Annotated in this window: 22 protein-coding genes; 12 read left to right on the forward strand and 10 right to left on the reverse strand. The window is 59.0% G+C overall.

Features of this window, described 5'->3' with window-relative positions; translation table 11 throughout:
• Position 1 precedes the first annotated feature (1 nt).
• Positions 2 to 457, forward strand: a complete 456-nt coding sequence (locus WC529_00600; protein MFA5112779.1) for a DUF4254 domain-containing protein — start codon at positions 2 to 4, stop codon at positions 455 to 457.
• Positions 445 to 1881 carry a glycosyltransferase family 9 protein gene (locus WC529_00605; GenBank protein ID MFA5112780.1) on the forward strand — a complete coding sequence of 479 codons (1437 nt, stop codon included), beginning with the start codon at positions 445 to 447 and terminating at the stop codon, positions 1879 to 1881. The genes WC529_00600 and WC529_00605 overlap by 13 nt, the downstream gene beginning before the upstream one ends.
• Here WC529_00605 and WC529_00610 read toward each other — a convergent pair.
• Both WC529_00610 and WC529_00615 read right to left on the reverse strand, forming a co-directional pair.
• Complete coding sequence (locus tag WC529_00610; protein MFA5112781.1) at positions 1862 to 2866, reverse strand: glycosyltransferase family 9 protein; 1005 nt, start codon at positions 2864 to 2866, stop codon at positions 1862 to 1864. The genes WC529_00605 and WC529_00610 overlap by 20 nt on opposite strands.
• Entirely contained in the window at positions 2860 to 3678 is an 819-nt protein-coding gene (locus tag WC529_00615; GenBank protein ID MFA5112782.1) for a glycosyltransferase, read from the reverse strand. The genes WC529_00610 and WC529_00615 overlap by 7 nt, the downstream gene beginning before the upstream one ends.
• A gap of 14 nt (positions 3679 to 3692) precedes the next feature.
• Between WC529_00615 and WC529_00620 the strand changes: the two genes are divergently transcribed.
• On the forward strand, positions 3693 to 5063 hold the full coding sequence (locus tag WC529_00620) for a glycosyltransferase family 39 protein (protein ID MFA5112783.1): 1371 nt from the start codon (positions 3693 to 3695) through the stop codon (positions 5061 to 5063).
• A complete protein-coding gene (locus WC529_00625; protein MFA5112784.1) occupies positions 5060 to 6634 on the forward strand; it encodes a glycosyltransferase family 39 protein in 1575 nt (524 codons plus the stop codon). The genes WC529_00620 and WC529_00625 overlap by 4 nt, the downstream gene beginning before the upstream one ends.
• A 5-nt stretch (positions 6635 to 6639) precedes the next feature.
• Here the strand turns inward: WC529_00625 and WC529_00630 are convergent, their stop codons facing one another.
• Positions 6640 to 7221 carry a hypothetical protein gene (locus WC529_00630; protein ID MFA5112785.1) on the reverse strand — a complete coding sequence of 194 codons (582 nt, stop codon included), beginning with the start codon at positions 7219 to 7221 and terminating at the stop codon, positions 6640 to 6642.
• A gap of 105 nt (positions 7222 to 7326) precedes the next feature.
• Between WC529_00630 and WC529_00635 the strand changes: the two genes are divergently transcribed.
• Positions 7327 to 8727, forward strand: coding sequence for a glycosyltransferase family 39 protein (locus tag WC529_00635; protein ID MFA5112786.1), 1401 nt, complete (start codon positions 7327 to 7329; stop codon positions 8725 to 8727).
• Here WC529_00635 and amrS read toward each other — a convergent pair.
• Entirely contained in the window at positions 8724 to 9761 is a 1038-nt protein-coding gene (amrS, locus tag WC529_00640; GenBank protein ID MFA5112787.1) for an AmmeMemoRadiSam system radical SAM enzyme, read from the reverse strand. The two genes, WC529_00635 and amrS, sit on opposite strands and share 4 nt — an antisense overlap.
• Positions 9758 to 11044 carry a histidine--tRNA ligase gene (hisS, locus tag WC529_00645; protein MFA5112788.1) on the reverse strand — a complete coding sequence of 429 codons (1287 nt, stop codon included), beginning with the start codon at positions 11042 to 11044 and terminating at the stop codon, positions 9758 to 9760. Before hisS ends, amrS begins: the two co-directional genes overlap by 4 nt.
• A 46-nt stretch (positions 11045 to 11090) precedes the next feature.
• On the opposite strand from hisS, the gene WC529_00650 reads away from it, so the two are divergent.
• Together WC529_00650 and WC529_00655 are read left to right on the forward strand one after the other, a co-directional pair.
• The gene (locus WC529_00650; GenBank protein ID MFA5112789.1) at positions 11091 to 12467 is read left to right on the forward strand and encodes an acetylxylan esterase; all 1377 of its coding nucleotides are present in this window, start codon (positions 11091 to 11093) and stop codon (positions 12465 to 12467) included.
• Between the two features lie 3 nt (positions 12468 to 12470).
• Positions 12471 to 12965, forward strand: coding sequence for a hypothetical protein (locus WC529_00655; GenBank protein ID MFA5112790.1), 495 nt, complete (start codon positions 12471 to 12473; stop codon positions 12963 to 12965).
• Here the strand turns inward: WC529_00655 and WC529_00660 are convergent.
• Positions 12951 to 13862: a radical SAM protein gene (locus WC529_00660; protein MFA5112791.1), complete on the reverse strand. Its 912-nt coding sequence runs from the start codon at positions 13860 to 13862 to the stop codon at positions 12951 to 12953. The genes WC529_00655 and WC529_00660 overlap by 15 nt on opposite strands.
• A gap of 14 nt (positions 13863 to 13876) precedes the next feature.
• Between WC529_00660 and WC529_00665 the strand changes: the two genes are divergently transcribed.
• From WC529_00665 to WC529_00685, 5 genes are read left to right on the forward strand one after another with little or no spacing between them, the layout of a single operon-like run.
• Complete coding sequence (locus tag WC529_00665; GenBank protein MFA5112792.1) at positions 13877 to 14683, forward strand: alpha/beta fold hydrolase; 807 nt, start codon at positions 13877 to 13879, stop codon at positions 14681 to 14683.
• On the forward strand, positions 14684 to 16144 hold the full coding sequence (gene glpK, locus WC529_00670; protein MFA5112793.1) for a glycerol kinase GlpK: 1461 nt from the start codon (positions 14684 to 14686) through the stop codon (positions 16142 to 16144). It abuts the gene before it with no gap.
• Positions 16129 to 17550 (forward strand): NAD(P)/FAD-dependent oxidoreductase, encoded by a 1422-nt coding sequence (locus WC529_00675; GenBank protein ID MFA5112794.1) that lies wholly within the window; start codon positions 16129 to 16131, stop codon positions 17548 to 17550. The genes glpK and WC529_00675 overlap by 16 nt, the downstream gene beginning before the upstream one ends.
• Positions 17537 to 18460, forward strand: coding sequence for an FAD/NAD(P)-binding oxidoreductase (locus WC529_00680; protein ID MFA5112795.1), 924 nt, complete (start codon positions 17537 to 17539; stop codon positions 18458 to 18460). The genes WC529_00675 and WC529_00680 overlap by 14 nt, the downstream gene beginning before the upstream one ends.
• Positions 18453 to 18809, forward strand: a complete 357-nt coding sequence (locus WC529_00685) for a DUF1667 domain-containing protein (protein MFA5112796.1) — start codon at positions 18453 to 18455, stop codon at positions 18807 to 18809. The genes WC529_00680 and WC529_00685 overlap by 8 nt, the downstream gene beginning before the upstream one ends.
• Here WC529_00685 and WC529_00690 read toward each other — a convergent pair.
• The 4 genes from WC529_00690 to WC529_00705 form a co-directional block, all read right to left on the reverse strand.
• A complete protein-coding gene (locus tag WC529_00690; protein MFA5112797.1) occupies positions 18802 to 21243 on the reverse strand; it encodes a hypothetical protein in 2442 nt (813 codons plus the stop codon). The two genes, WC529_00685 and WC529_00690, sit on opposite strands and share 8 nt — an antisense overlap.
• A gap of 34 nt (positions 21244 to 21277) precedes the next feature.
• Complete coding sequence (locus WC529_00695; protein MFA5112798.1) at positions 21278 to 22129, reverse strand: hypothetical protein; 852 nt, start codon at positions 22127 to 22129, stop codon at positions 21278 to 21280.
• A 33-nt stretch (positions 22130 to 22162) separates the two neighbouring features.
• Positions 22163 to 22633 carry a TspO/MBR family protein gene (locus WC529_00700; GenBank protein ID MFA5112799.1) on the reverse strand — a complete coding sequence of 157 codons (471 nt, stop codon included), beginning with the start codon at positions 22631 to 22633 and terminating at the stop codon, positions 22163 to 22165.
• A gap of 85 nt (positions 22634 to 22718) precedes the next feature.
• The gene (locus WC529_00705; protein MFA5112800.1) at positions 22719 to 23018 is read right to left on the reverse strand and encodes an RNA-binding protein; all 300 of its coding nucleotides are present in this window, start codon (positions 23016 to 23018) and stop codon (positions 22719 to 22721) included.
• Between the last annotated feature and the right edge of the window lie 152 nt (positions 23019 to 23170).

Below are 23170 nucleotides of genomic sequence, written 5' to 3' on the forward strand. Positions count from 1 at the left end.
CATGGCCGAAACCCTGGGCAGCATCATCGATAAATTGATCATTAAAAGGATCCGTCTGCACCATCTGGAGCAGATGGCCCGGTCGCCCAAAGTCGCCCTGGCTATCCGCCTGGTCAACGGCCAGATCGCCGCTTATACGGCTGAGGTGGAAGATTTCCTGAAAAAAGCGGTTAAAGGGCGGGTCGTGATCAGGGAACCGAAAGTTAAGCTGTATAAAAATCCTCCGTCGCAACTGGCCTTACACCGGATCAACAAGCTTGGCCAGCTGATCGATGTCCTGGCCGCGACCAATCTCCACCTCTGGGGGCTGGAAGACCAGGTCCGGGTCAAGGGGACCAGCGACCGCCGGGTCGCGCAGCTCAAGCACGGTATCGACCGTGACAATCAGGAGCGGAACGACGCGATCGACCGGATCGACGAACTGTTGGCCAAGAAAATAAAACGGTGCCGGTCCTAGATCTCACCTCGCTCAAGAAGATCCTGGTGATCCGCCCCGACGCGATCGGCGACATGGTAACCGCTACCCCCGCGCTCGCCGCTCTCCGGGAAAAGTTCCCGCAAGCCGAGATCGTCGTCTGGGGCCGCCGCTATAACCGGCCGGTCATTGAGAACAACCCCGATATTGACCGGATCATCGAAGATGATCTTTATCCCCTGATCCGCCAGCGCCAGGCGATCGGCTGCGGCCGCTATTGGCGCTGGGCCCGGGCGATCAGGCAGGAGCGTTTCGACCTGGCGATCAACTTTAGCGGCGAGTTCGCCTATGCCCTGATCATGTTCCTCGCCGGCATCCGCTACCGGATCGGGGATAAAGGCCGCCTGCTCTACCGCTGGCTCTACAATTTCCCCGTGCTTCAGCGCTTTAACAGCTGGGCGATCCACGAAGTGGAGCATCATTTTGAATTACTGGCGCCGCTCAGGATCAAGCTCAAACCGGACGCGAAATTAAAAGTCATCCCGGCCGCCGCGTCGGTGCAGGCGGGACAACGGCTCATTGCCGCCAACGGCCTGACCGGCAAACCCCTGATCGCCTTTAACATCGGGACTAGCGGCAGCGACAAACCGTGGGCGATCGAGCAGTTCCGTGATTTGCTCAAGCTGGTGGCCGCACAATATCAGACCAAGGTCATCGTTCTGGGAGGGCCCAACGAACGGCCGCTGCTCGAAAAGATCGCCCCGCAGATCGCCGCTCAGGCCGTTATTTTGCTTGATCTCTCGCTGGCCGATCTGATCGGCCTGCTGAGCCAGATGCACGTTTATGTCGCCAATAACACCGGGCCGGCCCACCTGGCCGCAGCGTTGCAGGTCCCCTCGGTCATTCTTTACACGTCCAAATTCCAGAAACCGGGGCGCTGGGCTCCCTGGGCAAATCGGCACAAGATCATCAAAGCGATCTCCGCTTGCCCCTTCCCCTGCCATCCGCCGACCTGCCGGCGCGACCTCTGCACCAGCGAGATCAGCACGGCGCAGGTCGCGCAAGCGATCAGCGAGCTGCTTAGCGGACAAGGCGCGTTGACTGCCGTCGAGGAAAAAAGCGAGCGGCTCCGGCTAAGCCTTAATATCCTGGTCTGCGGAGATCATGAGCGGGCAAAGCAGGCGGTCAAGGTTTTACAAAGTCGGAATTGGCGCGTTTGGTATCTTTCCGAGGCGGAACTAAAACGCATGTCCCTCAGCGTGCTCCGGGATTACTATCACTTATACGACATCAACCTGATCCAGGCTTTCGCCAATACCCCGTTCAAGGTCAGGCTTTCGGCCCTGCTGACCAGCCTGACCATGACTTTTCCCGTCTACTATTTCACGGACGACGGCCGGGACCTGCCGGGCGGCGAAGCGCTGCTCGACTATTACTCCGGCATAGCTAACCGGCGCTCTTTTTAAGCTCGCGGTCGACCGCCCGGAAAACGCTCTCGACCGTCAGCTCGTCCATGCAGTTCGGCTGCCGTTCGCACCCTTTTTTATAACAGGCCAGGCAATCCAGTGGCGCGCTCAGTTTTGTGCCCAGGCCGTAGAGTTCGATCTCCGCGGCCGAGGTCGGGCCGAAGAAAACGACCAGCCGCTTGCCGAGCGCGATCCCAAAATGCATCGCCAGGCTGTCGCTCGACAGCAGTACCGGGCACTGGTCGATAACGGCGGCAAACCCGCGCAGGGAATGGAGGCCGGCGTCGGGCATACCGGTCTCTTTGGCGATCGCTAAATTCCGTTCCCGCTCGTCGCTCCCGCCCAGGATCAGGGAGGCCACGCCAAGCTCGTTTTTCAGCCGCTTGACCAGGTCGATCGTCTGCTCCGCTCTCCAGCTCTTCTGCGGCCAGCGGCGGCCGGCCCCGGTGTTGATCCCGACCACCTTTTCCCCCTTGCCGAGCCCCAGATCGCGGACCGTTTTGCGCCCCGCCTCGCTCTCGTCGGCGGTCAGTTTAAAAACATACGGGGAGACCTTGATGCCGAGCAGGTCGGCCATGTGCTGCTGATAGGTTTTTTTGTTCGTTTTTTTCAGCGCGTTGGCCCGCTCCAGCCCGAACTGCGAGATCAGCGCCATGTCGAACCAGGCGGACGGAGTATATGTCACCTTGCCATGGTCGAGATAAGCGCCGACGATCCGGTCGCTTTTCACCCCGGTCGCGAACCGGCAAACGTCCTTTTCGTCCTCCAGGCAGATCACCAGGTCGTAATCAGCGCCCTGGTCGCGCTCTTCCCAGGTCAACACCCGGTTCAGGTAGCGGTTCCAGTCCAGCAGCTCCCGGGAGGCGGCCGAGGTCAACCAATCAATGGCGGCCGGCTCGTATTTTTCGGCCAGGCCGGGGAGGAGCGACGTCGTGCGGAGCACGTCGCCGATCGCCCCGATCTTGACGATCAAGACCTTTACCATGTGATGTACTTATGCCCCCTCAACCAGCGGCGCAATAACGAACCCTGGTCCTTGATCTCGAACTCGTGGAACGAGCCGTCATACTTTCTCGCCTGTTTGTAGTTGGGCAGGATGTCGACGAAACAAGCGTCGGCGCCCGAGTATTTTTCGTAGCTCTCCGAGAATCCCGACCGGACGTTCTGCTCCTTTTTCCTCAGCATCTGCCGGACCGAGCGGTACGGATAATGTTTGTAGATCGGAAAATGCTTGTAGATCTGCCAGCCGATCCCTTTGGGAAGCGTTTCGTGCCGCTGCGCCAGCTCGTAATGGATCCCCGGCTTGTTACGGAACGAGCGGATCTCCAGGTAGCCGGGGCAATACCACAGGACCCGTTCCTGGACCGACTTGATCGCCGCCAGGTCGCGCCCCTTGTCCGAAGTATGGAGAAAAAAGTTCATGACGTACCAGTTGACCTTCTCCGCCCGCGCCTTTTCCGCCTGCGCGGCGACCCAGTTCGGGTCGTCGTGCCAGATCTCGTCGCCGTGCAGCAGGGTGAACCACCCTTCCACCGGGTACATTTCCTGCGCCTTGGCCAGCAGGAACTGCCGGGCGCCGTCCTCGAACTTGCGGCCGGGCAGCTTGTCGATGATCTCCCGGTCCTTGAGGAAATACTTGACGCAGTCGTAGCTCCGAACGATCTCTTCCGTCCGGTCGTCGGAACCGTCCAGGACGAGGATCTTGTCGAAATACTTTTTGTTGGCGTCCATGACCTCGGCAATGACGTCTTCCTCATTGCGGGTCAGCAGCAGGCCGATATTTTGGACGGCGGACATGTTATAATTTTACCATGTATTTCGTGATTTTCCTGGTCGCCATCAACCTCTTCAAGCTGGCGACCGCCCGCTTCTTCCCGCTGATCGGCGACGAAGCGTATTACTGGCTCTGGTCGCAGCATCTCGACCTTTCCTACGTCGATCATCCGCCCATGATCGCTTACGTCAACCACCTGCTGACGTTTTTGTTCGGCCAGAACGAAATGGCGGTCCGGCTGGGGGCGATCCTGATCGTTTTGCTGATCAGCTGGATCATCTACCTGACCGGCCGGGCGCTGCATGGCGAACGCTTTGGCCAGCTCTCCGCCGTCCTGTTCAACCTGGTGCCGACCTTTTTCGGCGGCGGGATGTTCCTGGTGCCGCAAACCGTCCTCTTCCTTTTCTGGTCGCTCAGCTTCTATCTAATGGTCAAGCTGATCAAGACCGGTAAAAGTTATTACTGGTACCTGCTGGGCCTGAGCGCGGGGCTCGGTTTACTAAGCGACTACGTTATGGCGCTCTTCTTCGTCGGCACGGTCGTTTACTGCGCCGTTAATAAAGAACAACGCTACTGGTTGACCCGCAAAGAGCCGTACCTGGCGGTCTTGTTATCCCTGCTGATCTTCTCACCGGTCCTGCTCTGGAATTTAAGGCTCGGCTTCACTCCCCTCTTCTACTGGGGCGGGAAAATGGGGGCCGGGCCGCGGATCGGCGACAATTTGCTCAATTTCTTCGGCTTGCAAATGCTCCTTTATACTCCGCCGGTCTTCTTTTTGACTTTTTATCTGATCTTTAAGGGGAAGGACCTGCTCGCCAAACTCTACGCGGCGGCAGTGTTCCTCCCCTTCCTCTTGATCAGCCCGCTGATCAACGTCGGCGGCCACTGGCCGTCAACCTCCTACCTGCCGGCGCTGATCGAGATCTCGCGCTCGAAAAAATGGGTGATCTGGACGATGGTCGGTTTCGCCCTGTTCGTCAACAGCGTCGGTTTCGCCTACTATCTCTGGCTCTACCCAACCCCGGCCGAGCTGAAAGGGAAAGAATTTACGATCAACCAGCAGCTGCCGCAATTCATCAAAGATTCAGCGCCTAAAACCGGCCGGACCTGGGTCTTCGCCAACGATCTTGGGATGGTCGGCCTGGTCACTTTCCACGGTAAAACCAGGGCTTACATGGCGCCGGGACGGCTAAAGCAAGTCGACCTGTGGGGTAAACCAGAGCTGCAAAAAGGGGATAACATCATCTATTTCGCGCTGAACGAAACGCCGCTTTATGATAAGCTCAAACTCTCATTCCGGAAAGTCTGGATCGAACCCAATAAAAGGATATTTAACAAGGACGCCAATCTCCCTACCCTGACACAGATCTACCACGCCGCAGGTTATAAAGGCGGATTGATCCCGTGACGCGAAAGTTACTTGCCGGCTTCCTCTTCCTGCTCATAATTGTCAGCTTCATCACCCTCCCGCGCAACCCGTTGCAGAACGACGACGCCGCGCTCTACGCGCTCGCCGCCAAGAACGCGGTCGTCCATAACATGTGGCTGGCGCAATTCATCACCCCGGGGGATCCCGACTCTTTCCTGGACAAGCCGCCGCTCGGCATCTGGCTCCTCGCCTGGCCGCTCAAGGTTTTCGGCGTCAGCGAGCTAAATATCCATATCCCGAACGTCCTTTATTTTGCGTTGCTGCTTTGGCTCATGTACTGGTCGCTTTTAAAGTTAGCCGGCAAAAAGCTGGCGTTCAACGCCACCTTGCTGGCGGCGTCCAGTTTGTGCCTGGTCGTCTACTCTCGTGCCCCCAAACTTGACGTTCTGCTGACGCTGTTCGTCTTCACTGCCCATATCTCGCTTTACGCTTTCCTGAAAAAGGACAAACCGGCCTATCTTATCCCCTTTACTTTGTCACTGGCCGCCGGGTTTCTCGTCAAAAGCGGTTTCGGTTTGCTGCTGCCGGCGTTAACCGTACTGTTCCTGCTCATCTTCAACGCTCAGGCCCGCCAAAAGTTGTTGGCCATTTTCGTTACCCGTTACTCGTTACTGAACGCCGTCCTATTTTTAGCGCTTATTGGCGGAGTGCTTGCCATGCAAAGCATTCCCCTCGGCCCCCAGTTCCTCCCCTACCTCAAGTCGATCACTATCCAGAGCAAGTACAATACCAGTTACACCGGCTTTGGCTTTTATTCGTCAGTTTTCGGTTACCTGCTGATCACCATCTTCCCCTGGACGCCGCTTTTCTTTTCGACGCTCAAGCTCCGCTGGCAAAAGATCAACCTGAACACCTTCTGCAACATCTGGTTCTGGTCGAACATCCTTTTCCTGCTGTTCTTTTACCGGCAGAACGACCTGCGGACCTTTACCGTTTTCGTCCCGCCGCTGGCGATCCTGGCCGGTTTGCGCCTGCTGAACCTGAAGCGTTCCGCCTGGTTGATCGGCTGGCAGCTCTTTTTTGTCGGCGTCTTTTCGCTTTTATTGGTCACGGGGATAATGAAGCCGGTCAATCAGGAGGGGTTCAGCCTGGCGGACGCGATCCTCCCTTTCGCCTTGTTCACCGCCGCCCTCATCCCGCTCACCTCATACCTGTGGCAGCCTAAGCGTTATAAATTCGTCGCCACATACGCCTTGATCGTTCTCGCTTATGGCGCCCTTTTCTATAACACCAGACCGATCGCCGACGCGTTCAATCCCGACGTTAAATGGCCGGGGATGATCAAACAGGAACAGGCAAAGGGGAAAAAGTTTTATATCTACCGGCCGCCGGACCGCCAGCTCTTCTACAGCCCCGACCTCTTCTGGGTCGACTTCCTGGCCGGCCCGGCTGACAGGTATTTCTGGAACGGTCAGGAGTTAAGGAAGATTTTAAAAGCAGGCAGTGCGGTCGTTTTAAGCGACACAAAAAGCTGGAAGAAGCTCGCGCTGACTGGCAAAGCTAAACTGCTGGCCAAAGATAATTATTCCGGATTATTTCTGGTCCGCTGAACGCCTTACGGCCAGACCCGGTGATCTTCGACCGGATATTTCCCTTCCAGATTAATGCTATCCATCTTCGCGGTCAGGTAGCTGATCGGCAGACCGAGCGGGCTCAATAAAGCTCTTAAGCCGACCAGCAGTTCGGCCTTGCGGCCGGCGCTGGCGCCGAAAGCGGTCAGCTTTTGGCCCGCTAAAGTCACGTTGATCTCCAGGAGTTCGCACTCGGTGGCTTTCTTCAGCAGCTGGTTGGTTTCCGCCAGTAGGTCCAGGTCGCGGCCCAAATTGACGTTGCGAGCGGCGACCGCCCGCAGGTCGAGGACGTCGAACTCCCAGGCAGCCAGCGGCTCATTGTCCTGGTGCCAGTCGACGATCTTTTCCAGGATCAAGCTGAGCGATTTCGGCGTCAGATCGGCGGACCGCAGCGACTCTTCCACCTGGCCGGAGCTCGCTTCGTGCAGCGTCCGGTTCCCCAGGCGCAGGGTCAAGCCGCAAGTGGTTTTCAGGCCGGTCGCCACTCTTTTCAGGTCGCTGATGCTCCCGCTGGCCTTGAAAACCTTTAAAACTGATTTAACCACGGACAAACCGGTAACTCCCATTTTTACTCCCCCTCTTTGGTCGAAAACGCACTCCCCATGTTCTCGGCGTTGTCGGCGGAGAATTTCAATGTTTTTTCCGGCAAAATGCCTTATAATGAAAAGGTCATGGAACGCAGAATGATCATCTTTTTAGCGGTCGCTTCGGCCGTCCGCCTCCTCCTGGCCTGGCTTTTCCCGCTCACCGCCGACGAGTCGTACTACTGGCTCTGGTCCAAGCACCTGAGCCTCTCTTACGTCGACCACCCGCCGGTGATCGCTTACGTCAATTATCTCTTCACCCTGGGGATCGCCAATTTGTGGACCCTCCGGCTCGGCGTGGTGCTGATCACCCTCGGCGTCAGCGTTGTCCTCTACCGGATCGCCCGGGAGCTGTTCAACGAACAGGTCGCTTTCTGGTCGGTCGTCCTTTTCCAGATCATCCCCCACTTTGTCGTGGTCTGGCTGACCCAGTTCGTCGAGCTCCCGCTCGCCCTCTGCTGGGTCAGCGCCCTCTGGCTCATGGTCCGGATCGTCCGGACTAAACAGGGTTACTGGTGGTACGCGCTGGCGCTCGCGATCGGCCTCGGGACCTTAAGCAAATACACGATGTTCCTCTTCTGGCCGTGTCTCTTGGTCTTCTTTTTCCTCTCCCCGGAGAACCGTTTCTGGTTAAAACGGAAAGAGCCCTATCTCTGCCTCCTCCTGAGCCTTGGCCTTTTCCTGCCGGTCATTATCTGGAACTACCAGCATGCTTGGGTTTCCTTTACTTTCCACGGCACCAAAGCGACCAGCGAACCGTGGGCCAAACACCTCCTCCCGTTCATCGCCGACCAGCTGGTCCACTTCACCCCGTTCCTGGTGTTCGCTCTGTACAACGTTTTCCGGTTCTCCCGGCGCAAGTCGACCGAGACCAAATTGCTTTATGCCTTCTCCGGGCCGATCCTGCTCTTCTTCTTCCTCCTCCCGCTCAAGATCAAGGTCTGGGCGCACTGGCCGTCGATCGGTTACCTGGCCGCTTATCCGCTGGCGGTCTATTACCTGCTGGAGAACGGCAAATCGCTGAAAAAGTTCCTTACCTGGATCGGCCTGTTCACCGGGTTGATCCTGGTCATTCTCTTCTTCGTTTCGCCGGGCGTGCTGCTGCACCAGGCCGATTACGCGAAAAACCGGCAACTGGCCAAATTGATCCCGTCGGAGTACAAGCTCTTTGCCAAAACGAACGTTGCCGCCTCCTTGCTTGAGTTCTACGCCGGCCGGCAGACATATCTGGCGACCGGCGCGATGAAGATCGGCCAGCCGTGGGGCGAAAAACAGTACGAGCTCTGGGGGATACCGACCGTGCAGAAGGGAGAAACGGTCCTCTATTTCGGCGACGACAATCCGCAGTTCGCGGAAAAAGCGGCCGCTAACTTCAACCTGGTCAGGGAGTTACCGAGCGTTAAACTTTACCTGGTCGAAGACTATATCACCAATAGCTACAAAATGTACCTGCTCGAAGGTTATAAGGGAACGGCCCCGCACCCCTAAGCCCAAACCCCGTCCGCCGCGGCGTCGCACTTGGGACAACGCCCGCTCTTCAACTGATTATCTTTGACCGTGAAACCGGACCGGACGATCAGCGGTTGCCGGCACTGGCCGCAATAAGTATCCTCCGCCCCCGGTACCAGCACGTTGCCGGTATAGACGTATTTCAGGCCGGCTTTCAGGCCGATCTCCCGCGCCCGGAGGAGGCTTTCCGGCGGCGTCGGCGGCCGGTCGGCCATCTTATATGTAGGGCGGAAAGCGGAAACGTGCCAGGGGGTATCCGCGCCAACCTCGTTCTTGATAAAACCGGCCAGTTCGGTCAACTCCTCAACCGTATCGTTCAGGCCGGGGATGACCAGCGTCGTCAGCTCGATCCAGACCTTCCGCTGCTTGAGCAGCTTGATCGTCTGAAGGACCGGCGCCAGCCGGCCGCCGCACACCTTTTGGTAAAACTCCTCCCGGAAAGATTTGAGGTCGATATTGGCCGCGTCGAGGTACGGGGCGATCTGCTCCGCGACCGGCGGGTTCATGTAGCCGTTGGTGACAAAGACGTTCTTTACCCCTTTTTCCCGGGCCAGCTTCGCGCAATCGTAAGCGAACTCAAAATAGATCGTCGGTTCGGTATAGGTGTAAGAGATGCTCCGGCATTCATTCTCCAGCGCCGCCGCCACCACCTGATACGGCAGCTGTTCCATGCCCGGCATCCCTTTCCCTCCCAGGCCCTCAGCCCCCTTAGCCCCTTTCCCCATCATCGAGATCTGCCAGTTCTGGCAAAAATCGCAGCGGAAATTGCAGCCGGCGGTCGCGATCGAGTAGGAAAAAGAACCGGGAAGAAAATGGAAGAGCGGTTTCTTTTCGATCGGGTCGATCGCCGAGGAGATCACCTTACCGTAAACCAGGCTATATAACTTGCCTTGCTGGTTCTCCCGCACGCCGCAAACCCCGCGCTGGCCGGCGGCGATCGTGCAGTTATGCGGGCAGAGGGAACATTGGACCTTGTCGTAGTTCAGTTGCTGGTAAAACGCGGCTTCTTTCATGCGCAGCGGCAGCCGTCATCAGAACAGCCGCAGGACGACTCGGATACGGCCAACAGCTGGTCGAACGGCACCTCTTTTTGTTCCGCGGTCCGCATGTTCTTGAGCAGGCCGGCGCCCTTTTTCAGCTCGTCTTCGCCGATAATGTAAACGTGGGCCGCTTTCTGCCGGTCGGCCGCTTTCAACTGGGCCTTGAGCGATTTGCCCAGGTAATCGAGATCGGCGCTCAACCCCTTGGCCCGCGCCTCGGCCAGCATTTTCACGCCGACCTTCCTCGCCGCGTCGCCGATCGTCGCGATAAAGAGCTCGACCCCCGTCTCGGGACGCTCCAGGTTCAGTTTGTTCATCACTTCAATGACCCGCTCGAGGCCCAGCGCGAAGCCGATCGCCGGCGTCGGTTTGCCGCCCAGCTCCTCCACCAGATTGTCGTAACGCCCGCCGCCGCAAAGCGCGTTCTGCGCGCCCAGCTGCCGGGAAACGACCTCAAAAGCGGTCCGGGTGTAGTAATCGAGCCCGCGCACCAGGCGGTCATTGACCCGGTATTTGACCCCCAGGGTATCCAGCCAGCCGGTCACCTGGTCAAAATGCGCTTTGCATTCCGGGTCCAGGGAATCGAGCGCCGCCGGCGCTTTCTCAATGTATTTCTGGCACGGCGCTTCCTTGCAATCGAGGATCCGGAGCGGGTTTGCCTCCAGGCGCGCGCGGCAATCTTCGCACATCGCGTTGCTATGCTGTTTAAAGTACTGCTGGATCGCCGCTTTATATTTAGGCTGGCAGTTCCGGCAGCCGACCGAGTTGATGTTGACCTCCAGTTCCTTCAAGCCGAGCGCCGTGAACAGGTCGACGCTTAGCTTGACGACTTCCGCGTCGAGCAGCGGGTCGCCGGAGCCGAACGCTTCGACCCCCGCCTGGTGGAACTGCCGCTGGCGGCCGGCTTGCGGCCGTTCGTAGCGGAACATCGGTCCGAGGTAATACAGCTTGGCCAGGTTATCGGTGGAGATCAGATTGTTCTCCAGCCCGGCCCTGACCACCGCCGCCGTCGCTTCCGGCCGCAGGGTCAGGCTCCGCCCCTTCCGGTCGGGAAAAGTGTACATCTCTTTCTTGACGATATCGGTCGTGTCGCCGATCGAACGGGTGAACAATTCGGTCGCTTCAAAAAGCGGGGTCCTGATCTCCTGGTAATTGTTGAGGGCGAAAAGATGGCGGCAGACTTGTTCGACCAGCTGCCAGAGCGCTGTTTCCGCCGGTAAAATGTCTTTCGTCCCGCGCGGGGCGGCGTATTTCATAGCGATTTAGTATAGCATATTTTCCGGTGTGATATAATGAACCCCAATGCGTTCAATCATGCTCTCCCTCGCCCTGGCCTCGCTCCTCTTCGGCGCGGCGCAAGCAGCTGACCCCGAAGTCCTGAAACAGCTCTGGGAGGTGCCGACCGGCGAGGTCAAATATCAGGTCGTTAAAGCTTACGAGCGCGGCGGCGTCCGGATCGAAGAAGTCCGTTACCAGAGCCGCTCTTTTAAACGGAAACCGGTCCAGATCTTCGGTTATTTCTGTTACCCTCAAAAACACCAGGCCAGGTTGCCCGGCATCCTGCTCTCCCACGGGGGCGGCGGCAGCGCCAGCCTCCCCCGCGCTTTCGGCTGGGCGAAAAAAGGGTTCGCCGTCCTGGCGATCGATCTCCCCGGCAAGGGGGAGAACCGCGCCGGCTCGCGCTCCAGCGGCCCCGACATGGACGTCGTCAACCTGCTCAGGACGCAGCCGGACCCGAGCTACAATTACCTGGTCCACGCGGTCGCCGCCGCCCGGAACGGGATCAGTTTTCTCGCCCAGCGGCCGGAAGTCGATCCCGACCGGCTCGGAATGATCGGCCTCTCCTGGGGCGGCGTCCTGACGCTCCTGACCAACGGCCAGGATAACCGGTTAAAGGCGGCGGTCAACGTTTTCGGCGCCGGCTACATCCCGGAAGGCTGTACCTGGGAAGACTGGTTCAATGCCATGCCGGCGCAGGACAAGGAGCTCTGGAGCGAATACCTCGACCCGAAGAACTTTCTTCCGACCCAGCACGCCCCGATCCTCTTTATTACCGGGACCAACGACCATTGCTACTATTTGACGATCTTCCAGAAAAGTTACGCGGCGGTCACCGCCCCGAAACATTATTACCTGATCCCCAATTTAAAGCACCGGTTCCTCGCTGCGGCGACCGATCCCGCGTTCGCCTGGCTAAACTTGTACTTAAAGAAGGGCAAACCGTTCCCGCAGATCGAGAACCTGACCCCTTACCAAAAAACGGCCGACCGGATCATTATCCCGGTCAAAGTCCGGTCCGCGGCGGCGATCAAGAGCGTCCGGCTCTATTACACGCTCGGCGGCCCGCAGGAATGGACCAAAAAGCGCTGGCTCGCCGTCAAGCCGCACCAGGCGGACGGTCTTTATTATTTCGCCCTGCCGGCCAAACTGCTCCAGCCCGACCTGCTGTTCTACTCTTCGGTGCTCGACGCGAACCGCGGGGCCGCTTCCACGCAGGTCCGCTCCCTGTTCGCCGTCCGGTATCCGGACGGGCAAAGGACGGTCGCCCTCTCTTCCCCGGTTTGCCAGCTTTACCGGCACAGTCCGCCCTTCTTCCTCCTCAACGGCCTGTTCAGCAACACGATCCGCTTCCAAAAGCTCCGGGCGGAAAAAGTCTACCAGCCGTACAATCTTGATTGACCGATGAAACATTTTATTTATGGCCTCTGTCTGGTCCTGTTCTCAACCGCGGCCGTTGCCGAAACGCTCCCCCAGGGGATCACCGCCATGAAACAGGCGGTACTCAAAGGTGATGTCGGCGCGTTTTACCGCCGGGTGGCCGTCGGCTCGATCGTCGCCGCCGAGGTTAACCGGGCGGTCTTCCCCCACTCGACCAATCTGGCGGCCAAAGCCGCCCGGCAAACGGTCAAGACGGCAGCCAATGCTTACCTGGCCTGGGAGATCAGGCGGATGTTCCGGACCGGCGCGGGGACCCGCCGGGCGGCGGTCAATAATTTCCGGGTCCACAAGTTAACGCAAAAAGGCCGGCAGGCGACCGCTTCGGCCTCCTATTCCGTCCCCGGCGCCGCCGAGACCGTCGGTCTCTTTTTAACGCAGAATAAACAGGCTGAGTGGGTGATCGTCGGGGTAAGCTCGCGCAACCTCCGCCGGGCGGTCGACCGTTTAGCCCGCCGCTGAAAAGGGGTCGTCTCTTCGGAAATCGGGTAAAAACACCTCGCTGCTCTCCAGTTCCTGGACGTAAACGTTGCTCAATCCTAAGCTTTCGGCCGCCGCGACGACTTGCCGGTATTCCTCCGGCTGGAGCGGCCGGGCGAGTTCGGGGCGCTCTTTGGCGCGGTGCTGCGGATTATATTGCGCCATTAAACTGATCCAGAGCTCGGTCGAGAGCGCGGCGAGAAAGCCGAGGATCTTGGCGCTGTCGGCCAGGCCGTTGGGCAAGACCAGCTGCCTGACCAATAATCCCTTTCCCGCTACCCCCTCGTCATCCAAAACAATATTGCCGACCTGGCGGAACATTTCGGTTATCCCCTGCCGCGCTACTTCCGGATAGTTCTCCGCCCGGGAATATTTGGCCGCGTTGTCATTATCCCAATATTTAAAGTCCGGCAAATAAATATCGATCAGGCCGTCGAGTTCGCGCAACAGCTCGAGGCTATCATAACCGCCGGTGTTATAAACGATCGGCAGCTTTAATCCTTGCCGCCTGGCCGATTTTAAAGCTTCTACGATCGGCGGCGCGTAATGCGTTGGCGAAACCAGGTTGATGTTGTGCGCTCCTTTGGCTTGCAACTCCAGCATGATCCTGACCAGCTCTTCTTTTCCGGCTTCCTTACCTTTGCCCTTTTGACTAATTTCGTAATTCTGGCAATAGACGCATTTCAGGCAGCAATTGGCAAAGAAGATCGTGCCGGAGCCGCGCGAGCCGGAGATCACCGGTTCCTCGCCCCAGTGCAGGCAAGAAGAGGCGACGACCGGTTCCCGCCCGGCCCGGCATTGCCCGGTTTGGCCGGCAGTCCGGTCGACGCCGCAGCGGTGGCCGCACAGAACACACGATTGCAAAAACCCGGAAAGCATAATATCATTATACCGTGGAATTGCAGCAGTTGGACAACACAGGCATACTCTACCGGCGCTGGGGGCCGTCCTCTCCCAAAGCGATCGTCTTGCTTGTCCACGGCCTTGGCGCCCACACCGCCCGCTGGGATTTTCTCGCCGATTTCTTCGCCGCCCGGGAGATCGCTTCTTACGCGATCGAGCTGAAAGGGTTCGGCCAGACGCCCGACCGGCCGCGCGGCCATATCGACTCATTTAACATCTGGCGCCAGAATATCCTGGCCCTCCTGGCGGCGATCAAGCGGCAAAACCCCGGCCTGAAGGTCTTTATCCTGGGGGAGAGCCTCGGCGGCCTGGTCTCGTTTCTCATCGCCGACAAGTTCGCCGGGCAGGTCCTGATCTCGCCCGCCTTCGCCAACGCCATGAAGTTCCCGCTCACGGCGTACCTGACGCTGCTCAACAATATTTTGTTCAATCCGCGCAAGACGATCCCGGTCCCGTTCACCGCCGAGATGTGCACCCGGGACGCCGCTTACCAAAAAGTCATGAACGACAACCCGGACGAGCTCCGCGTCGCCAGCGTTAAACTGCTGATCAACACCCTCTTCGCCCAGCTCGGGGCCAAGCGTTGGGGGAACCAATTAAAGACCCCGACCCTTTTCCTGCTCGCCGGCCATGACCTGCTGGTCGACGCGAACGCCAGCCGCGCCGCTTTCCGCGGCCTGGCGGCGCCGGACAAGACCAAGATCGAATATCCCGAAATGTACCACGCCCTGTCGATCGAACAGGGGCGGGAAAAAGTCTTTGCCGATATCCTCGCCTGGCTCGACAAGAGGATCTAAATGAAGTACATACTGGCGATCGACCAGGGAACGACCGGGAGCCGGGCGATCGTTTACGACCAAAAAGGGCGGCAGGTCGCCAGCGCTTACCAGGAATTCCCCCAGTATTTCCCCAAACCGGGTTGGGTCGAGCACGATCCGGCCGAGATCTGGCAGAGCGTTTACCGAACTATCCAGAAAGTCTTGACCAAAGTCCCTCCTTCGTCCATCGCGGCGATCGGCATCACCAACCAGAGAGAGACCACGGTCGTCTGGGACCGGAAAACCGGCAAGCCGGTCTACCGCGCGATCGTCTGGCAATGCCGGCGGACCGCCGCCCGCTGCGACCAGCTGAAGCGGCAATGGTGGGGGAACTTTATCCGCCGGCGGACCGGCCTGCCGATCGACGCCTATTTTTCCGCTACCAAGATCGAATGGATACTCCGCAACTCGCGACTCGTGACCCGCAACTCGCAACTCTGTTTTGGCACGACCGACAGCTGGGTATTATGGAACCTGACCGGCGGGAAAAGCCACGCCACCGATTACACCAACGCCTCGCGGACGATGCTCTTCAATATCAACAAACTTGATTGGGACCCGCGGCTCTTAAAGCTCTTTAATGTTCCCCGCTCCATCTTGCCCAAGGTCCAACCCTCTTCCAGCGACTTTGGCCGGACCGTTAAGCTCGGTAAGCTGCCGGCCGGTATCCCGATCGCCGGGATCGCCGGCGACCAGCAGGCGGCGCTCTTCGGCCAGGCTTGCTTTGAGCCGGGAACGATCAAGAACACCTACGGGACCGGCTGTTTCATTCTGCTCAACACCGGCCGCCAACGGGTCGCTTCCCGGCACGGGCTGATCACCACCCTCGCCTGCGGACCGGAGGGGAAAGTCGCCTACGCGCTCGAGGGCTCCGTTTTCATCGCCGGCGCCGCCATCCAGTGGCTGCGCGACCAGCTTGGGCTGTTAAAGAGCTCGGCCGACTCGGAAAAGATGGCGCTGGCCGTCAAGGATAACGGCGGCGTCTACTTTGTCCCCGCTTTTGTCGGCCTCGGCGCCCCCTACTGGGACCAGCACGCCCGCGGGACGATCGTCGGCTTGACCCGCGGCACCAGCAAGAACCATCTCGTCAGGGCGGCCCTCGAAGCGATGTGTTATGCGACCAAAGATGTGCTGGATACCATGACCCGCGACTCGCGACTCGCGACCCGCGACCTGAAAGTCGACGGCGGCGCGGTGGCCAACAACTTCCTCTGCCAGTTCCAGGCCGATGTTCTTGGCGTCAAGCTCCTCCGACCGAAGATCATCGAAACAACTTCGCTCGGGGCCGCCTATCTCGCCGGCCTCCGGGTCGGGTTCTGGAAGAACAGCGCCCAGATCAAGCGTTTCTGGTCGGTCGGCAAGGTCTTTAAGCCGCGCAAAGCCGACCCGCAGCTTTATCAAGGCTGGCTGAAAGCCGTAAAAGCATGCATGACGTTATAATCATCGGCGGCGGAGTGACCGGCGCCACCCTCGCCCGCGAGCTTTCCCGCTACCGGCTGAAGATCGCTCTATTGGAAAAAGAAGCCGAGCTCGCTTTTGGCGTTTCCAAATCCAACTCCGGCATCATCCACCCCGGCACGCAAAACCCGCCCGATTCGTTGAAAGGCAAGCTGTGCGTTGAGGGGAACCGGCTGACCAGAAAGATCGCCCGCGATCTCGGCGTCCATTTCGCGGAGGTCGGCGAACTGATCGTTATTTTTAAGGAAGAAGAGCGGCCCCGGCTGCAGCAGATCAAGGTCGAGGGGGAACGGCTCGGCGTCCCCGGCCTGCGGATCGTCGACCGCGCCTGGCTCCGCGCGCACGAACCGAACCTGAACCCGGACGCCCTCGCCGCCCTTTACGCGCCGACCGCCGGGATCATCTCCCCGTACCGCTGGGTCTACGACCTGGCCGAGAACGCCGCCCGGAACGGCGTGGAGATCAACCTCTCCTGCAAAGTGACCGGGATCAAACCGGCCAATGACGGGTTTGCGGTAACGGCCGGACAAAGAACGTTCCTCACCCGCTACGTCATCAACGCCGCCGGGCTTTATGCCGATGACATCGCCAAAATGGCCGGCATTACCGACTTCGCCGTCAAGCCGCGCAAAGGCGAGGAGTTCCTGCTCGATAAAAAGCGGGAGCATCTCGTCAACCATATCATCTTCCCCCTCCCTACCCCGACCACCAAAGGGGTGCTGGTCATCAAAACTTCGGACGGCAACCCGATGATCGGGCCGACGGCACAGGATATAGATGACAAAGAAGACCGGACAACTTCCGACGCCGGCCTGCAGCAAGTCTTAACGGCGACCCGCCAGCTTGTCCCCTCGCTTAACGAGAACGACATCATCGCCTATTTTGCCGGTCTGCGGCCGGTCGCCGGCCATGATTTTATTATCCGGCACGAAGAGAAAGTCCCGGGGATGATCACCGTTGCCGGGATCCAGTCGCCGGGGTTAACGGCCGGTCCGGCGATCGCTTTAATGGTCGTCGACCTCCTGAAAAAGAACGGACTAAAGCTGAAGAAGAAACTTCTCTTTCACCGTTTTCGGGCCAAGACCATTCACCTCTTCTCGTTTCCCGTTGCCCGCATACCAGCCTTGATCAAACGCGACCCCTCGTACGGCGAGATCGTCTGCCGCTGCGAAATGGTCTCGGCCAAGGAAGTTCGCGACGCGATCCGGCGCGGGGCGCGGACGCTCGACGGGGTCAAGTTCCGGACCCGGGCGCAGGCCGGCCGCTGCCACGGCGGTTTCTGCACCACGCGGGTCATGAAGATCATGGCGGAAGAGCTGAAAATAAAGCCGACCGGGATCACCAAACGCGGCCCGGGCTCGGAGGTAATAAAAGATGAGCGGGCGTGAGCTGGTAGTGGTCGGCGGCGGCCCGGCCGGCATGGCCGCGGCGCTGGCCGCGCAGAAAGCCGGCGTTAAAGATATCCTCCTTTTAGAGCGCGACCAGTATCTTGGCGGCATCCTCAATCAATGTATCCACCCCGGGTTCGGTTTGCATCACTTCAAGGCCGACCTGACCGGCCCGGAGTATGCCGACCGCTTCATCAAGCAAGTTAAGCAAACTAAAGAGATCGAGGTCAGTTTAAAATCATTCGTCGTTAAGCTGACGGCCGACAAAGAGCTCACCTACCTCAAGCCGGGAAAGATGGCAACGGTCAAGGCCAAGGCGCTGATCATGGCGACCGGCTGCCGCGAGCGGACGCGCGAGATGATCCACGTCGCCGGCACCCGGCCGGCCGGCGTCTACCCTGCCGGCCTCGCCCAAAAGATGATCAATATCGAAGGGTGGATGCCGGGGAAAGAGGTCGTCATCATCGGCTCGGGCGATATCGGCCTGATCATGGCGCGCCGGTTCACGCTGGAGGGGGCCAAGGTCAAGGCAGTTATTGAGATCCAGCCGGAATCGCGCGGCCTGGTCCGCAACGTCGTCCAGTGCCTGGAAGATTTCCAGATCCCGCTTTATCTTAAGCACCGGGTCGCTCTGATCCACGGGAAAGACCGGGTGGAAAAAGTGACGGTCGAGAATATTGAGACGAAAGAGACCTTTGAGCTCACCTGCGATACTGTCCTTGTTTCGGTCGGACTGATCCCGGAGAACGAGCTGATCGAGATGGCGGGAGTGCTCGACGTAACGAAGATCGCCCTCCCCGGTCTCTTCGTCTGCGGCAACTCGTTCAAGGTTTACGATCTGGTCGATAACGTGACGCGGGACAGCGAAAAGGCCGGCACCGCGGCCGCGGAGTACCTGAAAAATGCTTAAGAAGCTAACCTGCATCGAATGTCCGGTCGGCTGTCAGCTGGAGATCAATGAGGAAGGCGGTCGTGTTATCAGCCTAACAGGCAATAAATGTGAAAAAGGCCCTGTTTACGCTAAACAAGAGATCGAAAACCCAATGCGTGTCCTGACGACGACCGTTTTGGCCGAGGGGATCGAACCGAAGCTGGTCCCGGTCCGGACGAATAAACCGCTCCCCAAAGCGAGATTATTGGAAGCGATGGCCCTGATCTCCCGCGCCCGCCTCACCCACCCCGTTAAGGTCGATGATGTGGTGATCAAGGATCTGTTGAGCCTGGGAGTGGATTTGGTGGCAACCCGCGAGGCTAACTAAGCAGTTCTTTCAGCGCTTCGGCCCAGACAAAGGCGCTTTCAAAGCCGTTGGGGAGGACGCGTTTGCCGGCGACTTTCTTGAACAGTTCGTACTCTTCGCGCTGGATCGTTGTCGAAGTGACCTTTTCCCCTGCCAGCATTCTACCAACGATGAATCCCAGCACTTCGCGCCGCCGGGCAATGATCTCCGGTCCGCTCAAGGCCGCCCCTCTCGTGCCGACTTCAAACAACATCAGGCCGGAGAGCGCCGGGTTAACGGCGGTCAGCTCCTCATCGGTCAGGCCGGTAAACTCCCGCCAGACATCGTCAAAGCTCTTTTTGGCCGGCTGTTCCGGCTGGACCGCGGCCGAACGCTGCAGCGCGGCGATCGTGTCCTGCGCCCGCCGGAGCGACTCCCGCTGGCTGGCGTTCTCCCCCTCCAGCCGGGCGATCTCCTGCCGGTCCTTGCGCGCCTGTTCCTTTAACTTATCGATCTCTTTCTGCAGTTTGGCTGTCTCCGCGTTCTGGGTCAACGCCTTCAGCTTGGTCACCTGTTCGAGCAGCGCCTCCAGCGCGTCAATGGCCACATTGCCGGAGCTCCGGAACTTTAATCCGGCGAGGGTTGCAGCTGCATCATCATACTCCCCTTTCAGGATCAGCCCGCAAGCCTCGACCAATCCCCGCTCTTTAATGGTCTGGCGCCGGCCGACCTGGATCGTCTCGATCTTGACCACCCGTTTTCCCTGCGGCACGGCCTGCTCCAGTGGCTCGTAAGTCCGGCGCAGTTCATCCGCAATGGCCTGTAACCGTTGTTCTTTGTCATCTAATTCCCTGGTCCGTTCGGCCAATTGTCCGTTTAACCGCGCCAGTTCGGCCGCTCTTTGCTCCAGACCGGACGCTCTGGCAGCCAACTCTCCTTCTCTGGCAGTTAAAGCCCCTTCCCGTTGCGCCAGGCGTTCAGTCGGCGTCGGTTGCGGCGGAGCAGCCGGCGGGACCGGCTTGGGAGCGGCCGCCGCTTTGGCGCGCGCGTTCTCCCCCCGGGCGTCCATCATCTCCTTGAGGACCGCTTGCACCAGATTGGTACTGATCGAGGCCGCCAGGTCGCCGCGACCGCTGTTCCTGGCCGCTTTGAAAGCTCTGTCCGCCAGGTCGTGGGCTTCTTCCAGCAACCGGACCGCCTCCGGCAATTTCCCCTCGGCCCTCACAGCTTGCCCTTTTTGCCAGAGAAACCGGGATTTAAATTGCAGATAATCGTAATTTTTCAGCCCCGCCTCCGTCTCTGGTTTCTTCAAGAGCGCCAGGCCGTCGTCGAACCGTCCGACGTTAAAAAGCATGAACAAACGCATCTTGAGCGACGGCCGATAGAGCCGGTTCGTTTCGCCGATCGATTCGAGCCGGGCCAGTCCCTCTTCGTTCCTTTTCAGCTTGAAAAGGCAGATCGCTTCCTGGTAATCGAGCTCGGTCGTGTTATCCTGGGCAGAAAGTTTACCCCGCGCTTCCGCCAACATGACCAGCGCTTCTTCGTATCTCCCCAGCTCGACCAAAGCCGCGGTCAGCACGGACCGGGCCCGCGCCTCTTCCGGCACGATCGCCAGGATCGCTTTTGCCTGCCGCGCTCTTTCGGCGTGATCGTTGCCGGCCGACTCGAGCTCGCCGCAAAGTTGGCTTAAAACGCTGGTCAGCATCTTTTGGGCGGCCTTATTGGCGGGATCGATCTCGGTCGCCTGCCGCAGTTCCCGGAGAGCGCCAAGCCGATTTTTCAAGACGATCTCCTGCGCTTTTCTCAAGTGGTCCTGGAAACGCTGTTCGGCAGTCCGCGTATCGACCGGCTGGGCTGGCCGTTCCGCCGGTCTCGGCGCCGCCGCCGCCTGACGGGCCGGATTGGTCACCGGCACATTGGCGGAGGGGCGATAGATCGATCTCAGCAGCGCGAACCGGTTCCCCAGTTTTTCCGCCGCTTGCTCCGGCTTTTCCACGATCAGCGTCGCGATCTCTTCCGCCTTTATCCCCCACTGGTCGGCCGCGCCGGAAAAATGGTCGAAGGCGGCGTCGGTCTCGCCGCGCAGCAGGGCAAAAACGCCGGCGTAGAATTTAGCGTACGGGAAGTTTTCTTCGGCTTGTGCTACAGCGGCGGGATGAAGCTTGATCTCGCCCTTTTTCGCGGCGCCCAGCAGTTCGAAATAACCGTTAAAGGTCCGCTCCACCAGGGCCAGGGTCTCTTTATTGATCTGGCCCCCTTCCAGCATGCCGGCCAGGTGATCGTTCTCGCGGTAAAGGGAAACGAGCTGGAAATAAGCGCCGGCGCACTCCCGCGCGGGAACACCGGAAGCGACGATCTTGTGCATTTCTCCGATCGCCACGGTCAAGTTCATCCGCCGGTCGCCGCGTCTGGCCAACAGCGTGTTGACGGTCGTTATCAATTTTGGTATTTGCGCTCTATCGATGGTAGTTCGCATACAAATGTACTATCGGGGCGGATCGGGGCTGATTTCAACGTTTTTTCCCCGGCGGAAAGAGCCGGGCAAGCTCGTTGACCGAGGTGCCGTGCGACCAGCTCTCATTAAAAGCCCGGACCGGTATCCAGGCCAGGTCCGGCATGGTCAAACGGTCGCGCGGATGCTGTTCGATCCGTTCCTTGTTCTGCCGGCCGGAGACGAAATAGAACATCCCTTTCGGGAAGAACGCTCCCGAAACGGAGCGGACCCCGCGCAGGGTCAGCGCGACCTGCCATTCCGGCCCGTCGGAAAAGAGGAAATGGTCGTTCACCAGCGTCACCTTGAAGTCGTCGACCGTGCTGACGAACTGCGTCTCGGTCGCCTGGCAAAGCGTGGCGCCGGAGAGCGCGCTGTAGCGCTGCCCCGGCTCGCGGAACAACGAGAGAACCTGTTGTTTGAGCGGAGAATAATGCCGGTCGGCAAAAACGGGGTGTTTTTTCAGCGGGGCCGGTATCCGGTCCCAGGTCACGCAAGCCATCAGCCAGGCGGCGCTCTCCACCGGCAGGGAACGAAAAGCTTCTGGGTTGAGCGTCAACGACGCCTTGAGCAAGTCGAGCACTTTTGTTTCGGTCGGCCGGAAATATTGCGCGATGTAAGAGAAATATTTATCGCGCAGGATTTGGCCGTATAACGCTACCCGCTCCCGCGCCCGAAAATCCTGCAGCAGCCCCTCGGTGTCGGCCAGCACCAGCCTGGTCGTCAAGCCGTCGCCCCAGCCGATCATTTTCTTGATCAACGGTTTGCGCCGGTCGGGCGGCACCCTCTTCAGCCGTTTCAGCCCGGCCTCCGCTCCCGGAAAAGTACTCGACCGCGCGAAGCGGCTGTACGATCTCACCAGCAGGTCCATATGCCTGCTTATCGGGGAAGTTGTTTACTGATTTCAGTTTAGTATGGCGACCGCCAGGTTAAGGAACGAGGCAAAACTGACCCAGAGAATGTAAGGGACCAGCAGCCAACCCGCCGTCCGGTCCAGCTTAAAGAACCGGATAATGGTCAGCAGGATCAATAGCCAGAGGACAATTATACCCAGATAAGCGCCCCAGAGCGAGTGCCAGACAAAGAAGAGAAAAGACCAGAGCACATTGACCGCCAGCTGCGCCAGAAAAGCCAGCAAGGCGGATCTGACCTCTTTCTTGTTTTGGCCTTTCTCCCAGACCAGCCAGGCGGCTACCGCCATCATGGCATAAAGGATCGTCCAGACCGGGCCAAAGATCCAGTTCGGCGGATTAAAGAACGGTTTATTTATCCCCGCGTACCAGGTCGCGATCTGCGGGGCGGTAGCCAGGGAACCGAGGGCGGCAGCGCCAAAGCAGATGACCAGGGCAATGACCAGACTGATGTACTTTTTCATGGGAACCTCCTTATGGAACCCCCATTATATAACAAAAAGGCCCTGGTTTTCACCAGGGCCTTCTGTTGTTCAACGGTTCTTTTTATTAGAACCGGCTGAAATCGCGTCTGCCACCGCCGCCGCCATTGCGGTCGCGGCTTTCCGACTTGGGCTTGGCTTCATTGACGGTCAGTTCGCGGTCGCCCCATTTCTGCCCGGTCATCCCGGCGATGGCTTTTTCAGCATCCGCATCTTCCATGTCAACAAATCCGAAGCCGCGGGACTTGCCCGTGAACTTGTCGGAAACTACCCGGGCCGAGATCACGTTGCCGAATTCAGCGAACTTCGCTGAAAGCTCGGCGTCCGTGGTGGACCAGGGCAAATTACCTACGAATATGCTCTTCATGTGTCTGTTCTCCTTTTTTAGTATTTTTCTGCTTGATTTAATGGAGGGGACCCGTTGCGGGGACACACCTGAGAAAAAAGACGCAGAGACTTTTAACTGCTAAACCATTAAGTTCGACTGTTCTATCCTACACTGTTATCGCGCGGATTGCA

The sequence above is a fragment of the Candidatus Margulisiibacteriota bacterium genome (assembly GCA_041650855.1).
Classification (GTDB): domain Bacteria; phylum Margulisbacteria; class WOR-1; order O2-12-FULL-45-9; family XYB2-FULL-48-7; genus JALOPZ01.